The sequence below is a fragment of the Veillonella sp. 27098_8_77 genome, assembly GCF_041431535.1.
GTDB lineage: Bacteria > Bacillota > Negativicutes > Veillonellales > Veillonellaceae > Veillonella.
This window is the reverse complement of sequence record NZ_JAPVXW010000019.1, coordinates 1-17,487: the sequence shown is the minus strand read 5'-3', so window position 1 is coordinate 17,487 and position 17,487 is coordinate 1. Positions and strand designations below refer to the sequence as shown.

At 41.9% G+C, this 17,487-nt stretch carries 18 protein-coding genes; 16 read left to right on the top strand and 2 right to left on the bottom strand.

The genetic code is table 11. From position 1 onward, the window contains the following. The first annotated feature begins 9 nt into the window (after positions 1–9). Positions 10–987: an asparaginase gene (locus O3617_RS08995; RefSeq protein ID WP_371449629.1), complete on the top strand. Its 978-nt coding sequence runs from the start codon at positions 10–12 to the stop codon at positions 985–987. An 84-nt stretch (positions 988–1,071) separates the two neighbouring features. Here O3617_RS08995 and O3617_RS08990 read toward each other — a convergent pair whose 3' ends face one another. Continuing rightward, entirely contained in the window at positions 1,072–1,848 is a 777-nt protein-coding gene (locus O3617_RS08990; protein WP_371449628.1) for an adenosylcobinamide amidohydrolase, read from the bottom strand. Positions 1,849–2,020: 172 nt separating this feature from the next. On the opposite strand from O3617_RS08990, the gene O3617_RS08985 reads away from it, so the two are divergent. The 3 genes from O3617_RS08985 to yfbR all read left to right on the top strand — a co-directional run bounded on the left by O3617_RS08985 (position 2,021) and on the right by yfbR (position 4,485). Then, complete coding sequence (locus O3617_RS08985) at positions 2,021–2,932, top strand: mechanosensitive ion channel family protein (RefSeq protein ID WP_371449627.1); 912 nt, start codon at positions 2,021–2,023, stop codon at positions 2,930–2,932. Positions 2,933–2,977: 45 nt separating this feature from the next. After that, entirely contained in the window at positions 2,978–3,832 is an 855-nt protein-coding gene (locus O3617_RS08980; RefSeq protein ID WP_371449626.1) for a D-alanyl-D-alanine carboxypeptidase family protein, read from the top strand. A 65-nt stretch (positions 3,833–3,897) separates the two neighbouring features. Beyond that, positions 3,898–4,485, top strand: a complete 588-nt coding sequence (yfbR, locus tag O3617_RS08975) for a 5'-deoxynucleotidase (protein ID WP_371449625.1) — start codon at positions 3,898–3,900, stop codon at positions 4,483–4,485. A gap of 9 nt (positions 4,486–4,494) precedes the next feature. On the opposite strand, the gene O3617_RS08970 is transcribed toward yfbR, so the two are convergent. Continuing rightward, on the bottom strand, positions 4,495–5,373 hold the full coding sequence (locus O3617_RS08970; RefSeq protein ID WP_371449624.1) for an epoxyqueuosine reductase: 879 nt from the start codon (positions 5,371–5,373) through the stop codon (positions 4,495–4,497). Positions 5,374–5,499: 126 nt separating this feature from the next. Here O3617_RS08970 and O3617_RS08965 point away from each other — a divergent pair, with 126 nt between their 5' ends. The 12 genes from O3617_RS08965 to glmM all read left to right on the top strand — a co-directional run bounded on the left by O3617_RS08965 (position 5,500) and on the right by glmM (position 17,285). Next, positions 5,500–6,282, top strand: a complete 783-nt coding sequence (locus O3617_RS08965; protein ID WP_371449623.1) for a xanthine dehydrogenase family protein subunit M — start codon at positions 5,500–5,502, stop codon at positions 6,280–6,282. Then, complete coding sequence (locus O3617_RS08960; protein ID WP_371449622.1) at positions 6,282–6,734, top strand: (2Fe-2S)-binding protein; 453 nt, start codon at positions 6,282–6,284, stop codon at positions 6,732–6,734. The genes O3617_RS08965 and O3617_RS08960 overlap by 1 nt, the downstream gene beginning before the upstream one ends. Next, positions 6,734–9,025, top strand: coding sequence for a xanthine dehydrogenase family protein molybdopterin-binding subunit (locus tag O3617_RS08955; protein WP_371449621.1), 2,292 nt, complete (start codon positions 6,734–6,736; stop codon positions 9,023–9,025). The genes O3617_RS08960 and O3617_RS08955 overlap by 1 nt, the downstream gene beginning before the upstream one ends. 33 nt (positions 9,026–9,058) lie before the next feature. Next, entirely contained in the window at positions 9,059–9,817 is a 759-nt protein-coding gene (yqeC, locus tag O3617_RS08950) for a selenium cofactor biosynthesis protein YqeC (RefSeq protein WP_009661716.1), read from the top strand. Between the two features lie 8 nt (positions 9,818–9,825). Next, the gene (locus tag O3617_RS08945; RefSeq protein WP_371449620.1) at positions 9,826–10,542 is read left to right on the top strand and encodes an NTP transferase domain-containing protein; all 717 of its coding nucleotides are present in this window, start codon (positions 9,826–9,828) and stop codon (positions 10,540–10,542) included. Continuing rightward, a complete protein-coding gene (yqeB, locus tag O3617_RS08940; RefSeq protein ID WP_371449619.1) occupies positions 10,539–11,351 on the top strand; it encodes a selenium-dependent molybdenum cofactor biosynthesis protein YqeB in 813 nt (270 codons plus the stop codon). Before O3617_RS08945 ends, yqeB begins: the two co-directional genes overlap by 4 nt. Next, positions 11,335–12,066 carry an XdhC family protein gene (locus O3617_RS08935; RefSeq protein ID WP_371449644.1) on the top strand — a complete coding sequence of 244 codons (732 nt, stop codon included), beginning with the start codon at positions 11,335–11,337 and terminating at the stop codon, positions 12,064–12,066. Before yqeB ends, O3617_RS08935 begins: the two co-directional genes overlap by 17 nt. Further along, positions 12,056–12,370 (top strand): XdhC family protein, encoded by a 315-nt coding sequence (locus tag O3617_RS08930; RefSeq protein ID WP_295228540.1) that lies wholly within the window; start codon positions 12,056–12,058, stop codon positions 12,368–12,370. The genes O3617_RS08935 and O3617_RS08930 overlap by 11 nt, the downstream gene beginning before the upstream one ends. Positions 12,371–12,469: 99 nt before the next feature. Continuing rightward, positions 12,470–13,282 (top strand): diadenylate cyclase CdaA, encoded by an 813-nt coding sequence (gene cdaA / locus O3617_RS08925; RefSeq protein WP_005375475.1) that lies wholly within the window; start codon positions 12,470–12,472, stop codon positions 13,280–13,282. After that, the gene (locus O3617_RS08920; protein WP_371449643.1) at positions 13,279–14,196 is read left to right on the top strand and encodes a YbbR-like domain-containing protein; all 918 of its coding nucleotides are present in this window, start codon (positions 13,279–13,281) and stop codon (positions 14,194–14,196) included. The genes cdaA and O3617_RS08920 overlap by 4 nt, the downstream gene beginning before the upstream one ends. 2 nt (positions 14,197–14,198) lie before the next feature. Then, positions 14,199–15,800 (top strand): NAD(P)/FAD-dependent oxidoreductase, encoded by a 1,602-nt coding sequence (locus O3617_RS08915; protein ID WP_371449618.1) that lies wholly within the window; start codon positions 14,199–14,201, stop codon positions 15,798–15,800. 132 nt (positions 15,801–15,932) lie between these two features. After that, positions 15,933–17,285 (top strand): phosphoglucosamine mutase, encoded by a 1,353-nt coding sequence (gene glmM / locus O3617_RS08910; protein WP_371449617.1) that lies wholly within the window; start codon positions 15,933–15,935, stop codon positions 17,283–17,285. Positions 17,286–17,487: the final 202 nt, after the last annotated feature.

Sequence of the window (17,487 nt, the reverse complement as noted above, 5' to 3'; positions counted from 1 at the left end):
GAGGATATGATGACTAAGAAAATTGCAATCATCGGTACTGGTGGTACCATTGCGGGACAAGGTGCTTCAGATACGGACTTAACAGGTTATACAGCAGGCGTGTTGCCATTAGAAGAAATTATATCCTCCGTGCCTGGTGTTAGAGAATATGGACCTTTTGTATGTAATCAGTTTTGTAATATTGAAAGCTCTGATATAACGTTATTTCAATGGGTCCGCCTATCAAAATTGGTACAAAAGTGCGTGGATAACGATGATGTTGCAGGTGTTGTTATTACACATGGCACGGATAGTATGGAAGAAACGGCTTATTTTTTACATCTCACCGTACATACAGATAAGCCAATTGTTATTACCGGTTCTATGCGCCCTGCAGGTGCTGTTAGTGCTGATGGTCCTATTAATTTGTTGCAAGCTATACAAGTAGTACGCACACCAGCATCCTATAATAAGGGTGTACTAGTTGTTATGAACGGCTATATTGATGGCGCTCGTGATGTAACTAAAATGAATACTACCAATGTAGCAACCTTTGGTAGCCCTAATACAGGTCATCTTGGTATTGTGCAAGATGGCACAGCACACTATTATACGATTCCATTGCGTAAACATACGATGGAATCTGAGTTTGGATTACCTGATGATGACGATTTACCACGCGTTGAAATCTTAACATGTTATGCTGGTATCGAAGAAATCATGGGGCTTGCCATAGTGGCAACGAACCCATCAGGTTTGATCTTAGCTGGCTTAGGCCATGGTACGATACCGCAACCTATCCGCAAGGTAACATCCAATTTACCAATACCTGTTATACGCGCATCCCGAACGGGGAGTGGTATAGTATCTAAGGTTCTCCAAGATGTGGAGGCAGGCTATTTTGTATGTGATAGCTTGTCACCGCAAAAGGCTCGTATCTTGTTGATGTTGGCCTTACAAAAGGAACGCACTTGCAAGGATTTAGAACGAATCTTTAAAGAATACTGACCCTTACAAGCGATTGTATGCGTATGAGACAGATATAACAAGGCCCTTTGTGATTATTCACAAAGGGTCTTTTGCTTGCATTGATTATTCGGTACCAATGCCATTTTCTAATGCTCTTTGTACACCTAGGTATACAGCTTTGGCCAATGTGTCACCAAATAGGGAATAGGATCCTGCATCAGTTAATACATCGCCATTTGTATTGATGGTCAAGATAATGCCATCGGTAGCAGTTCCAGTAGCGGAGGTGTTCGTTTCTTTTGCTAAACTGTGCACTATATGTGTATTGTATTTGGGGAAGTCATTGGTACTTTCTACCTTCCAATCTTGTAATGCTGCTGTTTTAGCCTCGGTAATCGTCATGATAGCTTTCACCATCGCACTGTCTGTTAAGGCCTTGTTGGTGAATACGAGGATATTAATTGTGCCAGGAGTGTGGAATTCACCATCTTTTTCCTCATAACAATAACCTGTACCTGCACGATGGGCCGTTTTCTTATAACCACCGGTGACAATGGTTTCAACGATTGTATCACTTTCTTGTACCATCGTATACGCATGAAGGGACATGGTCGCAGATGTTAATAATGCGGTGCTGAAATGAACGGGCACATCAATTTGTTCGAATTCTTGAGCTAAATAGTTTGCCACAGACCCACCTGGTAAATCTTTTTCGGTTTCGATATGATACGTTAGTTGTTGGTTGCGGACCCCAAGCGTATGGTGAAAGCCGCCGTTTAACTGTCCGCTGCTCAAGGAATAGTGGATATCGTCGAAGAGAACTGTTATGGACGATGATTCTTTTGTGACGTGACCACCCGTTATTAATTCATCTGGCGCTGTATATGGATTGTTAGGCATATAGGACTCCCTAGTTTATCATTGTTAGATATAGAATATAAAGCTATAATAAAAGGTAATAATTTATTATCTTCATATAAGTTGTTTATAATACATAATATTTACATGTGAAATTATATCATATGTTTACCATAGATTTGAGTGAGCTACTTTAAGAATTGTGGGGGTATACATGTACGAATTCTTAGCAACCGCATCACAGTTGTTGTTTAAAGATGCCAATGTCTTATTAAAATTGAGAGAATGGTTTCTGAGTCAAGCTGGCAATATTCTTCTGGCACTAATTATATTTGTAATAGGTCGCTATATTATTCGATGGGTTAAAAATTTTGCCGTTCGTGTTATGACACGTGCAAATTATGATTCCGCAGCCATGAGTTTTGTAACCCAAATTATTAACTACTTACTACTCATTGGATTGATTTTGATTTGCCTTAACCAAATTGGCGTTCCCACTACATCCTTTGTGGCTGCTTTTGGTGCCTTTGGTTTAGGTATCGGCTTGGCATTACAAAATAATATGTCAAACTTGGCATCTGGATTGTTGATTTTAATATTTAAACCATTCCGCGCAGGCCACGTTATCCAAGTAGGTGATGTTGTAGGTAGTGTTACGGCGATTCAATTTATGTATACCATCATCGTTACAAAGGATCAAAAACAAATTTATATACCAAACTCATTGCTTACATCACAAAATGTTACGAATATTACCAATACAAAGGTTCGTGTCATTCCTTTCGTTTTTGATATTGGGTATAATAACGACCATCATGAAGCAATTAAGATATTAAAGAACATCTTTGCTAATGATAAGCGCATTCTTGATGTGAAGAATTTGGAAATCGGCATTTCTGAATTTGGAGATAATTCAGTACGAATTTCTGCGTTTGCTCGCGTTAAGACAAATGATTATCTATCTGTGCAATATAGCATTATGTCTGATGTAAAGGATGCCTTTGATAAATATGGCATAGATATTCCATATCCGCAACGTGTTGTTTATGTACAAAATGTAGATACGTCTACGGGTGAGCTTAAAGGAACAAAGAAAAAAGCTTCTGCAACGAATGTGGATATATAGTTTAGGTACATAATAATTAAATTTTAGAATTAGAAAGTGAGAGATATGACAGATTTCATAACGAATAAGCGTATGGCTTTACGATACCTACTAGTAGCGTTAGCTTTCATAGGTGCTATAGCCGTTGGGACAATCGCACGTGCCGAAGCACCTACGCCACCGTCTACCATTGGTGAAGCAGTAGTGCTCATTGATGCGGATACAAAGGAGATTTTATTTGCCAAGAATCCCGATAAATGGATGCATCCAGCAAGTACTACGAAAATGGTAACCTTATTAACAGCACTTGAGCTAAAGGGAACACAATTAGATGAGTTGGCAACGATTAGTCCCTATGCGACGAGCATGGAAGATTCTAATCTTGGCGTACAAGTAGGCGACCAAATTACATTGGAAGGTGTTCTTGAAGGTATGATGGTAGCATCGGGTAATGATGCGGCCGTAGTGGTGGCAGAGAACGTAAGTGGGTCTGTAGAAAATTTTGCGAAGGATATGAATCGCATAGCAGCTAAGGCGGGGGCTAAAAATAGCGTATTCCTCAATCCTCATGGGTTGACCCAAATGGGACACCATTCGACGGCACGCGATTTGGCTTTGATTGCAGCTTATGGGATGAAATATCAAATGTTCCGCGACAAGGTGGCTAATGATTACTATAAGGTGCCGTATCAAAACCGTGCGCCTGAAACGATTCGCACTACAAACCATTTTATCCGCAATAAATATCCTGGTGCCAATGGTTTAAAGACGGGCTTTACAAATGCGGCTGGTGAATGTTTAATCGCATCGGCTACGCGAAAGGGGCATACCATGATTGTAGTGATGCTCAATGATGACAACCGTTGGAATGAGGCCGTTCAGTTCCTAGACTATGGCTTTAAATTGCGCGGTGTCATCTAATAAGATTGTATATAATATAAAAGGTCCTACCGTCTGGTGGGACCTTCATTGTAAGGGGGATATGTATGAGTTCATTTTTTGCTTTTTTAAAACGGATGCGCTTTATTAACCGGTGGAGCTTGATGCGTAATACGGAGACGGAAAATATTCAAGAGCACAGCCTTGAGGTGGCCATGGTTGCCCACAATTTGGCGGCTCTTAAAAATGAATATTTTGGTGGCAACCTAGATATTAACAAGGTGGCCGTCATTGCCATGTATCATGAGGTGAGTGAAATCTTTACAGGGGACATGCCGACACCTATTAAATATTTTGATCCTAAGCTTCGCTCCTTGTATGGTGAGGTAGAAACCTTAGCGCAAGAAAAAATGCTAAGTACATTGCCGGAACGATTGCAATCTGTTTATAAACCATATATTGTAGATACTGAAACATTGTCGGAATGGCCGATTGTGAAAGCTGCTGATACCTTGTCCGCTTATATGAAATGCGTTAATGAGTTACATGCAGGCAATGATGAATTCAAGGAGGCGCACGATACAATTTTGGCCAAGTTGAAAGCTCTAAATATGCCAGAGGTAGACATGTTTATTGAAGAATATGTACCGGCCTTGAATGAATCCTTAGACAAGCTTAATTATTATAAAATATAGTATGTAGTATTAAGGCTTGGTGATGTATTCATGATTGCGTATCAATATTTTTTTGCCGCGCCATGAGCAGGCACGATGACCATATTTTGCCTTAAATTCCTTATTGGTCATGGACTCTAATTCATCAACATCCACATAAGGTTCGATAGATTGAAATTCGATAATGGGTGTTGTAGGTAAGTCCTTATTATGGGGGCATACCTCTTGGCATACATCACAACCGAATAGTAAGGGTGATTTCCTGATGATGGCTCGTTCGTCATCGGTGAGATCGCCTTTTTTTTGTGTTAAATAGCTTTTACAGGTGGCGTAATTAAATTCAGTGTCATTTAGACATTGACCTAAGCAGGATGTAATGCACCGATTACAGCCCACACACGTATCGGCCATAGGTGTGTTGGGTTCGAACTCTAATGTGGTAAGCACAGTGCCGATAACGATATAAGAACCCCAAGTTGGATTGATAAAGCATTTGTTTTTACCGTAGAATCCAAGACCTGCTAAATACGCCATATATCGATCAGCCAAGGGACTTGTATCGCAATGGATAGAGAATGATGCATCTGGGGCAGTCGTTTTTAATTCATTTACGAGGCGTTGTAAATAGTCCGTCACAACTAGATGGTAATCAGTGGCCCAGGTGTAACGGGATAGGTTTGTAGGTCCTTCATGTGGTACATGATAGGGAAATAGACAGACGATGGCGCTGCGTGGCATAAACTCAGCTGTACCAATCAATCGTTCCTCTAGGTCAGCGGCTGTAAAGGGACATGGATTGGATTCCCGTAAGATTTTGCGCGCTTCTCGAGGAAGTGGCCACGATGTGGTACCTACTACCGGTATATGTAATTGTTTGCAAACTTCTTGTAATTTTATATTGTTTGTCATAGATTTACGGTGTAATAGTTGTTACAATTATATATAAGCAAAAATAAAAGGTTTTATGGCAACATTGCTAATAGTAAATGGCTTAAGATAATGATTGTTTTTAGTATACCATTGTGAGGATAGATTATGTTAGCCTTTTTGAAAGTATTACAACCGAAGACGGTGGAAGAGGCCTATGAAATGGCCGTAAAAAATAAGACAGCACCGATGCTTGCTGGTGGGTGTTGGCTGCGCTTAGGTCGCCGTACATGGCCTGCAGTAATCGATATGGCAGGATTAGATTTACGATATATTCGTGAAGAAGATAACGAATTTATTATTGGTGCCATGGCGACACAAGGCGATGTAGAACGATTTGAACCATTACAACGCTTTTGTGGCGGTGCTGTAGTACGTGGTGTCAAAGAAATTCTAGGCGTCCAATTTAGAAATATGGCTACCATGGGCGGATCCGTAGCTAGCAAATTTGGTTTTTCCGATATCATTCCAGCTTTGCTGGCTGTTCATGCAGACATCGTAACCTATAAGGGTGGTCGTATGTCCATGAAGGATTATATGAATTATCGGGAACGCGATATTTTAGTTGAAATTCGCATCCCTAAACGCGAAGTGCCTGTTGCAGTTGAGGCGTTGCGCATTTCTCGTGGTGACTTTCCGTATTTAACCGGTTCTATTCGCCGTGATGATACAGCCTATGAAGTTTATATTGGGACTCGTCCAGGTGCGCCGCAATTGGCGGAGAAAGCTAGTGCCTTGCTTTCAGAAAAAGGATTGGATGCATTGGATGAGGCAGCACGGGTTGCATCAGAGGAATTAGTATATCAAAAGAATTCTCATGCATCGAAGGAATATCGTATAGAAATGGCTAAAGCCATGGTTCGCCGGTTAGTTAAGGAGGTGGCACAATAATGGAATTAGTATTGAAGATTAATAATAAGAATGTAACCGTTAATGTGCCAACGGATGAAATGTTATTAACTACGTTGCGCAACTTAGGCTATTATAGTGTACGCTGTGGCTGTGATACGACAAATTGTGGTTTATGCACTGTTTGGGTCGACGATGAAATTACGCTATCTTGTGCATATCCTACATTCCGTGCGCCAGGCCATTCCATCACAACCCTCGAAGGTCTTGAAGAGGATGCATCTTTATTAGCGGATTGTCTTGCTTCTGAAGGGGCAGACCAATGTGGTTTCTGTACTACCGGTATGATGATGAGTGCTATCGCATTGAAGCGTAGAAATCCTAATGCTAGTGATGATGAAATCCGCGAATACTTGATTGGTAATCTCTGTCGCTGTACCGGCTATGAGTCGCAGCTTCGCGGTGTTCGTAAGTATCTACAAGGAGGTTTATAATGAAGCACATTGGTAAGTCTTATGATAAAGTCGATGCCAAGGGCATACTCAGTGGTAAACCTTCTTATACAGGGGATTTTGTGCCAAAAGATGCTCTCATTATTAAGGTATTGCGTAGTCCCCATGCACAGGCGAAAATTAAATCGATCGACACATCTAAAGCTAAATTAATCCCTGGCGTAGAGGCCATTTTTACCTATGAAGATGTACCGAATACGCGGTTTACCTTAGCAGGTCAAACCTATCCAGAGCCATCTGCCTATGATGCGTTGATTCTCGATCCTGTAGTCCGCTATGTAGGGGATGAAGTAGCCCTCGTCGTGGCTAAAGATGAAGCTACTGCATTGAAGGCGATGCCTCTCATTAAGGTTGAATACGAGGTGCAAAAACCGGTACTTGATTTACGCACGGCTATGGGCCATGAAACAGTAGTTCATCCAGAAGATGATATTCTCAATCACATTCCCGTAGGACAAGACTATAAACGTAATACTTGTGTATCCTACCATAAGCGTGTTGGTGATATTGAAGCGGAACTTGCTAAATGCGATTACGTCGTAGAAGGCACATATTTCGACCAAGCTACGCGTCAATCTGCAATGGAACCATTTCAAAGCTTTGGCTATATCGATCATTTAGGGCGCATTGTTATCGTTAGCTCTACGCAAATCGTGTTCCATGTGCGCCGTCATATTGCACGAGCACTAGGCATTCCTGCATCTAAGATCCGCGTTATTAAACCTCGCATTGGCGGTGGCTTTGGATCGAAACAAACGGCTTGTACCGAATTGATGACAGCATTTGTAACCTGGAAATTACAAAAACCATGTTATTTGCTATATGATAGAACAGAAGCGCAAACTTGCTCGACTACACGTCATGCTCGTGAATGGTATATCCGCGTAGGGGCTACAAAGGATGGCATTATCCAAGTTATCGATATGGACTCCATTACCGATGCAGGTGCTCATGCAACACACTGCTTTACTACGACTACTGCAGGGGAACACAAGTCCGTGCCATTGTATAACAAGGCAAAAGCGGTGCACTACGGCACGGAAGGGGTTTACATGAATCATACGCCGGGCGGTGCCTTCCGTGGCTATGGTGCTACAGAAGCTTTGTGGCCGTTGGAGTGTGCCGTTAACCGATTAGCAGATGAAATGGGAATCGACCCAGCTGAACTTCGTCAAAAGAATCTAATTGCTGCTGGTGAACGCAGCTTAGTATATGATCCTGATGAAATTATGGATTCTGGACTATTCCAAGAAACTGTAAATAAGGTTAAGGAAATGGCTCGTTGGGATGAACGTCCTCATAGTTGGGACATTGATGAGCGCTACCGCGGCGGTTTAGGTATGGCTCTTGCCTTGCAAGGGTCCGGTGTTGCTAATATCGACGTAGCATCCGTAGAAATTCGCCTTGGCGATGATGGTAACTACACATTGTATACAGGCTCTTCCGATATGGGGATGGGGGCTAATACAATTCTTACACAAATGGCTTGTGAAGCCCTTGGTTGCCCTATGGAATCTATGACGGTTGTCGAATCTGATACGGATATCGTACCATTTGACCCAGGTTCATACGCATCGAGCACGACATATGTAACGGGTACTGCGGCGAAGATGGCAGCTGAAGAACTGAGAGAAAAGATAATCCATAAATTAGCACAATTTATGGATGTTAAACTAGAAGATATTGATTTTGACGGTTTAGTAGGTTCGACTAAGGACGGTACAAAGAAAATGTCTGTTCAAGAACTAGCGCCTAAGCTATTAGTCGGAACTACATCCGAACAATTAACGGGCTTTGCAACATGGGGTAGTCATACATCTCCACCACCATTTATGGCTTCTATCGCTGAAGTTAAGGTAGATAAACAAACGGGGCAAATTATACCGTTACATATGTATAACTGTGTAGACTGCGGTACCGTTGTGAATCCTAAATTAGCGCGTGTACAGGTTGAAGGCGGCGCAGTACAAGCCATTGGCATGGCTTTGTATGAAGATGTTAGATATTCTAGTAATGGTCGTTTAGAAACCAATAATTTCATGACCTATAAGATTCCTACACGTCAAGATATTGGTGAATTACATACAGCCTTTGTCGAATCATATGAGGAAAGTGGTGCATATGGTGTTAAATCCATCGGTGAAATTGTTATTAATACAGCTTGTCCCGCAATACAACATGCTGTAAAAAATGCAGTTGGTGCGGATATTCGTACATTACCTATGACACCAGAGAAGGTATTTATGGGAATGGACGAGAAATATAAAGTATAACCATTTCTACATTCCTAAAGGGGGCCTCGTGCTATGACATCACAAACGCAGTACTGGAATCGTCTTATCCAACCTGGCATTGTCGCATTGGTTGGGGCTGGCGGCAAAACAACGGTCTTATCTAAGCTAGTCGAGTATGGTCGGTTGCAAGGACAACCTATCGTAGTGACGACTACGACACATTTATATGAATCACAAGTGGCTCAATATGAACCTATTTACACGAAGGATATCAACGATGTTGATGAATATTGTACAAAACGTATTCAACAAGGTTATTGTGGCGCCTGGTTTAACGGTATTACACGAACTAAGGTTGATGCTGTAGATTGTGAAAGCATAGATGGCCTTAGTGCGTTACATCCAAACTGGCAAATCGTTGTTGAAGCAGATGGAGCTAAAGAAAAATGGCTTAAGGCGCCAAAACATACGGAACCTGTTATCCCGAGTCAAACAAAGACAACTATAGGGGTAGTGAACCTTCAAATGCTTGGTGCATCCCTTGATGAAGATCATGTTCATAATTTGGAATTAGTGCAATCCATTGTACATCGCGAAGAAGGTGCCATCGTAACACCTCATATGCTTGCTCAAATCGTACTTCATAAACAAGGGCTATTCCAATATAGTAAGGGCAAGAAAATCTTGTTCTGCACTGGTTATGATACGGTGCAACATCGCATCATTGATGATTTCATAAGCCATGTGGTAGATAGTGATATTACGGCTATTGTGTTGGCTGATGGGTATAAGGCTAGTTGTGAAATTCGTCGCATTATTCAATGTCGCTAGGTAACAAAATGGAATATAAGACATGTGAAAGCGCTCCCTTCGGGGGCGCCCTTTCACGAGAAATACCTCGCATTGGCCTTGTTTTGTTAACAGCAGGTCGGTCGCGACGAATGGGAACCAATAAACAATTACTCCTGTGGCGAGGAAAGACGATTCTTGATGCGGTATGTCATGCATTACAAGTTGGATGGAAACAAAGTAATTCTTCATGGAATTTAGAAACCTATCCTATGGTTGCCGTTACAGGTGGGGACCATGATATTGACCATATTGCTAGCAGTTATGGGTTTTCCATTATTCATAACGAATGTTCTGATTTAGGTCAAGGCACATCCATCGCATTAGGCGTGAAATACTTGATGAATACATTTGGCACACGAGCTTTAGATGGTATTATTTGCTCTGTGTCTGATCAACCATTACTGAAACCAATGGTTGTTGAACAGCTCATCACTAGCTTTCAACAATATAGGGATGAAACCAATAGGACAATCGTAGTACCTAAATATGGAACAACTCAACACCCTGGCAATCCAGTTTTGTTTGGTGCCCATTGGTTTGAGGCGTTGCAACACATCGAGGGTGATCAAGGTGGACGCACGATCATTCGTAGTGTGGGGCAGAATTTTGTAGAATATGTAAGTATTATTCCTGAATGGGGATTTGATATAGATACGCCAGAGGATTATAACGATTTACAACATCGTGAAAGTGAGGGTGTATGAAGCCTTTAATACTTGTGCGCGGAGGCGGAGATATCGCTTCCGGTGCTATTTATAGATTGAGACGTGCAGGATACCCTGTAGTGGTGAATGAGATTGCTATTCCCACTATGATTCGTAGAGAGGTTAGCTATGGCAATGCAGTTCATAGCGGTGAAATGATTCTTGAACGGTTGGTGGCGCGCCATGTGAGCATTGATGAGATTCAAGAGACCTTATCAGAAGGTGTTATTCCCGTTGTGACGGCCCCTTATGAGGAATTGTTGGATCGATTACATCCAGATATCGTCGTTGATGCCATTTTAGCTAAGAAGAATCTAGGCACTACGAGACTGGACGCACCATTTGTCGTCGCTGTAGGCCCTGGATTCAATGCGGGCCACGATGTAAATGTAGTCGTTGAAACGATGCGCGGTCACAATTTAGGGCGCTGCATCTATGATGGTGAGGCCGAGCCTAATACAGGTATCCCTGGCAATGTAGGAGGCTATACGCATGAACGCGTGATTCATTCACCAAAGGCTGGTCTATTTACAGCCAAACGCCATATTGGCGATGAGGTACAAGCTAACGAAGTGATTGGTTATGTCGATGAAGAACCGGTGCGAGCTAAGATTACCGGTACATTACGGGGTATTTTAAAAACGGGACTCATCGTTTCTGACCATTTTAAATTAGCTGATGTGGATGCTCGTTGTGAGGAATCGCATTGTTATAGTATTTCTGACAAATCCCTCGCTGTTGGCGGCGGTGTTTTAGAGGCTGTTACAGCATGGGACTATGAAAGGAATAAACATGGAAAGCATTTATGATATTATGAAAGACAGATTGCAGGTTACAGAACAAACCTTTTTGGTGACCATTCTGTCGGGACCTCGCCAAGGTGATAGAACCATCTATAATCAGGAGGGGGACATATTATATGGTGACGCCATAGAAGGCTTTACTCTAAATAGAGTTAAACCGAATGCTTTATGTGTATTTGGTAGTACTGAATGTTTTGTCGAACCTGTTGAAAAGGATCCATCTGTACTTGTACTGGGGGCTGGTCATGTAAGCCGTGCCATTACAGATTTATTATTATTTATCGGATATCGTGCTACGGTTGTCGACGATCGACCTGAATATGTGGTACCGGAATTCTTTGATGAGCGGGTAACAAGAAAATGTTTGCCACTGAATGATTTTAGAGACAAGCTACCTCTTGATGAATATAATGGTTTCATTATCGTTACAAGAGCTCATGAATTCGATAATACGTGCCTTGAGCAATTGCGCGACCAATTGCCTACCTATATGGGCGTTATGGGCAGTCAACAACGCATTCACTATGCATTAGAAAATTTGAAAGCCAAAGGTTGGACGCAAGAGGAACTTGATATGATTTATGCTCCTATTGGCCTAGATTTAGGTGCTCAAACACCAGAGGAAATTGCATTATCTATCGTCAGTGAGTACCTTGCTGTTGTACGAGGTAAAAAAGGTCAGTTTTTACGCAGAAAGAGAGTTGTAAGTCATGAATCGTGAGTTTGTAGAATATTTGAGTCAACGCACAGGTGAAACACTAGCAGTGGCAACAATTCTTCATACGGCTGGTTCTACGCCTCGTAAAGCAGGTACCTCGATGGTTGTATTCCCTGATGGGTCTATTTTTGGGACTATCGGCGGTGGCCGCGCAGAAAATGAAATACGCCTCAGTGCTATTGATTCCATGAAGAAGAAGGAGCAGCATCGACGTATCGAAGTAAAATTAAATGATGATGTAGCTGTAAAAGAAGGTATGGTCTGCGGTGGATGCATGGATGTGTGGATTAAAACGCAAAATGTATAACCCTGTTTTAAATTTACAGTGCTCATAAAATGCGATAAAATATAAGGTACAGCTAAGATAATGGCTGTACCTTATTATTTTGTATAAGGAGTTGCGAATATGCATTTTGAAGCCCTCATACATACCTTTAGAATCCTTGATCTCATCGATATCTTGACGGTTGCTATCGGTATTTATTATATGTATAAACTCTTAAAGGATACACGTGCTGTAGCCTTGTTGAAAGGGTTATTATTTTTGGCTATTTTGAATGTTTTAAGCCATGTAATGAATCTGTATGTTATTAACTGGATTCTCCAACAAGGGATGACCGTTATCCTCTTTGCGTTACCTGTCGTGTTCCAACCGGAACTACGTCGTGCCTTAGAGCAACTTGGGCGTGGCCGTATTTTTAGTAAAGCACAGAATGTAAACGAAGAAGAAATGGACATGGCTATCAATGAAGTGATGGCGGCAGCTCGCGTTATGTCCCGTGAACATACAGGGGCCCTCATCGTATTTGAACGTGAGGTGGGTTTAAATGACTTTATTGATACAGGTATCATTGTAGACGCCGTACTCAGTCGAGAATTGATTAAAAATATTTTCGTTCCTAGTACACCACTTCATGATGGGGCTATGATTATCCGCAATGGCCGCATTCAGGCTGCAGGTTGTCTATTGCCGCTTACCGAGGACCGTACATTGAGTACCGAACTTGGTACACGTCATCGCGCGGCTATCGGCTTATCTGAACAAACAGATGCAGTTGTCGTTGTTGTCAGTGAAGAAACGGGTGTCATTTCTTATACCTATGGCGGACATATTTATCGTCACTTACCAGAAGATCAAATTAAAGAGGCCCTTCGTACATTTATGGAAAGACCTCGTCAAAATATTACGAGCATGTGGAAATGGGGTGGCAAGAAATGATGATTCATTTGAAACGCAACTGGCCTGCAAAAATACTTTCATTATTGGCAGCCATCGTCATGTGGTTTTTTATTATGCGCGACCAAAATCCTGTGATGGAGGTTTCCTATACGGTGCCTGTACAGGTGCAAAATTTGGCAGCAAATTACATCATAGAGGATGCACCCCAATATGTACGCGTTACGCTTAGTGGGTCTCGCGATACGATTATTAATTTAAAGTCTGATAACCTTAAGGCCTATATAGATGCTTCAGGGGTTTCAACGGGTCAAAATAATGTAACTATCCATTTCAATCCACCATCGGGGATGAACATAGTTGAAATCAAACCTGATACGGTAACGATTAATGTTGATGAATATGCATCGAAGAAATTACCTGTTGAAATTGTGCCAATTGGACAAATTCCGGATAATGTAGCATTAAAATCGGTAACAGTCATTCCAAAAGAAGTCACCGTATCCGGTCGCAAACAACAAGTAATGGCTGCTACACGTGTTGTCATGAAGGTTAATGTGGCAGGACAAACTAAAAACTTTAGCGCTGTTGCTGATTTAGAAGCTTGGGATAATGCGGGCAATGTGCTAGATGTAAATATTAGTCCAACGCAAGGTCAAGCACAGTATGAATTAAATTTACTTAGAAAAGATAAAGCCGTACCTATTTCGGCAACAACCGTAGGTCAAGTAGCTGATGGTTATGAAGTCAAAGGCATTACGATTAAGCCTGTACAAGTAACGATTACGGGCCGTGAGGAAATGGTGGATTCTATTTCTGATCTTAAGACGGAGTCTATTGATATAAGTAATGCTACGGCACCTATTGATTCTACATTTAATCTTGTAATTCCTGATGGACTTACGAGTAAGGTGACTACGGTTCGTGTAACAGTAGATATACAAAGAAAAGCATAGATATGATAAGAATAATTAATCTTCGCGTAGCCGTTACCGTAAAGGCTACAATTGAAGACCTTGTAGAAAAGAAATACCCTCAACTAAAGGGGCATATACAGAAAATCCATGTGGTGAGACGTGCTGTTGATGCACGTAAGAAACCTAATATTGTATTTGTGTATACCCTTTTTGTAGAGGCTCAACATGAAGAAAAAATCATTAAGAAACTAGGTAAGCAAAAAGATGTTACCTTATTTACACCGGAAGACCCAGAGCCGATTGTAATCGGTGATAAACCTTTACTACATAGGCCTGTTGTAATGGGCTTTGGCCCAGCTGGGATGCTAGCAGCTTTTTACCTCGCACGTGAAGGCTATCACCCTATCGTGTTAGAGCGGGGGCAGGATGTAGATACTCGTGCGAAGGATGTGGAAACGTTTTGGAAAACGGGATCTTTTAAACCGGAATCGAATGTTCAATTTGGTGAAGGTGGGGCCGGTACATTTTCTGATGGTAAATTGACTACTCGTGTAACGCATCCTAGGCTGCATGAAATCTCTAAATACTTTGTAGAGTTTGGTGCGCCTGAAGAGATTCTATACAAGCATAAACCGCATGTAGGGACTGATAAATTGCGCCATATGGTAAAAGCCATGCGTGAGCGCATTATCGAATGGGGCGGCGAAGTCCGCTTTGGTGCTAAGGTAACCGATGTATTCGTTGACCAGGACCGTGTGGTCGGTATCGAGGTGAATGGTGCGGAACGTATTGATACGACTTTAGTTTTATCTGGTGTAGGTCATAGTGCACGTGACACCTATGAAATGCTATTTAAACGCGGCATAGATATGGTGGCTAAGCCGTTTGCTATTGGTGTTCGCATTGAGCATCCTCAAGATGTCATCGATCAATCTCAGTACGGTGTGGATCCAAAGAGTTTAGGATTAGGTGCCGCCGAGTATTCCTTGGTATATCATGATAAGGAATCGGGTCGCACTGCCTATAGTTTCTGTATGTGCCCTGGTGGACAAGTGGTAGCCTCAGCATCCGAACTGGGCGGTGTTGTAACTAATGGTATGAGCTTGTATGCTCGTGATAGTGGCGTTGCTAATAGTGCTATCGTCGTGAACGTAGGCCCTGATGATTTTGGCACTCATCCTCTAGACGGCGTGGTCTTTCAACGAGAATGGGAACGCAAGGCTTACGAACTGGGTGGTTCAAACTTTAATGCACCGGCTCAAACGGTAGGTTCTTTCTTAGGGCAGGCTGATGCACCGTCTGTTGAAAGCAGTATACATAGTTATGAACCTCGTATTGTAGATTGCGATTTGCATCAGTGCTTGCCTAATTATGTATCGTCTGTTTTAGAACGGGCTTTACCGTATTGGGGGCGCCGTATTAAAGAATTTGATAACCCTGAAATCTGTATGACTGGTGTTGAAACACGAACATCTTCACCGCTTCGTATGGGCCGTGACGATAATCGCGTATCCACTACAGTGGGCGGCTTCTATCCGATGGGGGAAGGTGCTGGTTATGCAGGTGGTATTATGAGTGCTGCTCTAGATGGTGCAGAAACAGCGATTGCGTGCATGAGCATGTATGCAAGACCTAATAAATGATACTTTCACAAATAGATGAATACAATTGCGTATTTTGTGAAAGTATTACAGATTTTATAAATAATACAAACTCGTGTGATATAATACACACAATATAGATAGAAATACATTCGTTTGTAGACGGAGGAAAATATGGCTCGATTATTTGGTACTGATGGTGTACGTGGCGTTGTTAATGAATTTTTAACACCTGAATTGGCATACCATTTGGGGCGTGCAGCGGCAACACATTTTGGTAAAGAAAAAGAACATCCTACATTTTTAATTGGTAGAGATACGCGTATCTCTGGTTCCATGTTGGAATGTGCATTGGCATCTGGTATTTGTTCTGTAGGTGGCAATGTAGTTATGGCTGGCGTTATTCCTACACCTGCTGTAGCCTACCTTGTAAAACAACAAGGTTTTGATGCGGGCGCTGTTATTTCTGCATCCCATAACCCATTCCCAGATAATGGTATTAAATTCTTTGATGGTAGTGGTTTTAAATTACCAGACGAAGTAGAAGATCAATTAGAAGTATATGTACGTCAAAGTGCAGATAACGAATTACCTCGTCCTACAGGTGCTGGCATTGGTCGTGTAGAGTATAATGCAAATCTTGCACATCACTATGCGCACTTTGTTCGCCATACAATCGACGCATCCCTCGAAGGTCTAACGATTGTCTATGATGGTGCGAATGGCGCTGCTTCTAGCGTAGGTCCTGAAATCTTGTCTGGTCTTGGCGCAAAGGTTATCAATATCAATGTCAATCCAGATGGTTTGAATATCAATCATCATTGTGGTTCTACTCATATCGAAGGCTTGCAAGTGGCTGTTCAACAACACCATGCGGACCTTGGTATTGCCAACGATGGCGATGCTGACCGTTGCTTGTTAGTAGACGAAAAAGGTCAAGTTCTTGATGGTGACCAAATCATGCTATTATGCGCTCTTAAATTGAAAGAAGAAGGCAAGCTCAAGGGCGATACTGTAGTTGGTACCGTTATGAGTAATATTGGCTTCCATAAAGCAGCCGAAGAACTCGGTATGAAGACTGTTTCCACTGCTGTTGGTGACCGTTATGTATTGGAATACATGCGTGAACATGACCTTTCTATAGGTGGCGAACAATCTGGTCACGTTATTTTCCTTGATCACAACACAACAGGCGATGGGATGTTGACTGCAGTTCAAGTGGCGGCCCTTGTAAAAGAAAAAGGACAACCACTTTCTGAATTGGCTGGCATCATGACAAAATACCCACAAGTACTTATCAATGTACGGGTTGTAACAAAAACAGGTTGGGAAGACAACGATATCATCAAAGCTGCTATTTTAACAGCTGAAGGTGAACTCGGTGATGAAGGCCGCGTTCTGGTACGTGCATCCGGTACAGAACCTCTCATCCGCGTTATGGCTGAAGGTCCTGACCAAGAAGCATTACAATCCTTGTGCCAAGAAATTGCTGATATTATCGGAAGAGAACAAGGGTTAGCTGAATAAAATTAAGGTGTGAAGCGGAATATTAAAGGGGCTGTAACAAAACAGCCCCTTAAATCTAAAAAGTTATTAGTTGATTATATGAAATCAACTAATAACTTTTTTATATTTCTAAGCAAAAAGGGTCCCTAGGGACCCTTTTCGTTGGTATAATTAAATTATGAACAAAAACCATACCAATGAACCTAATTATACCAAACTAGTA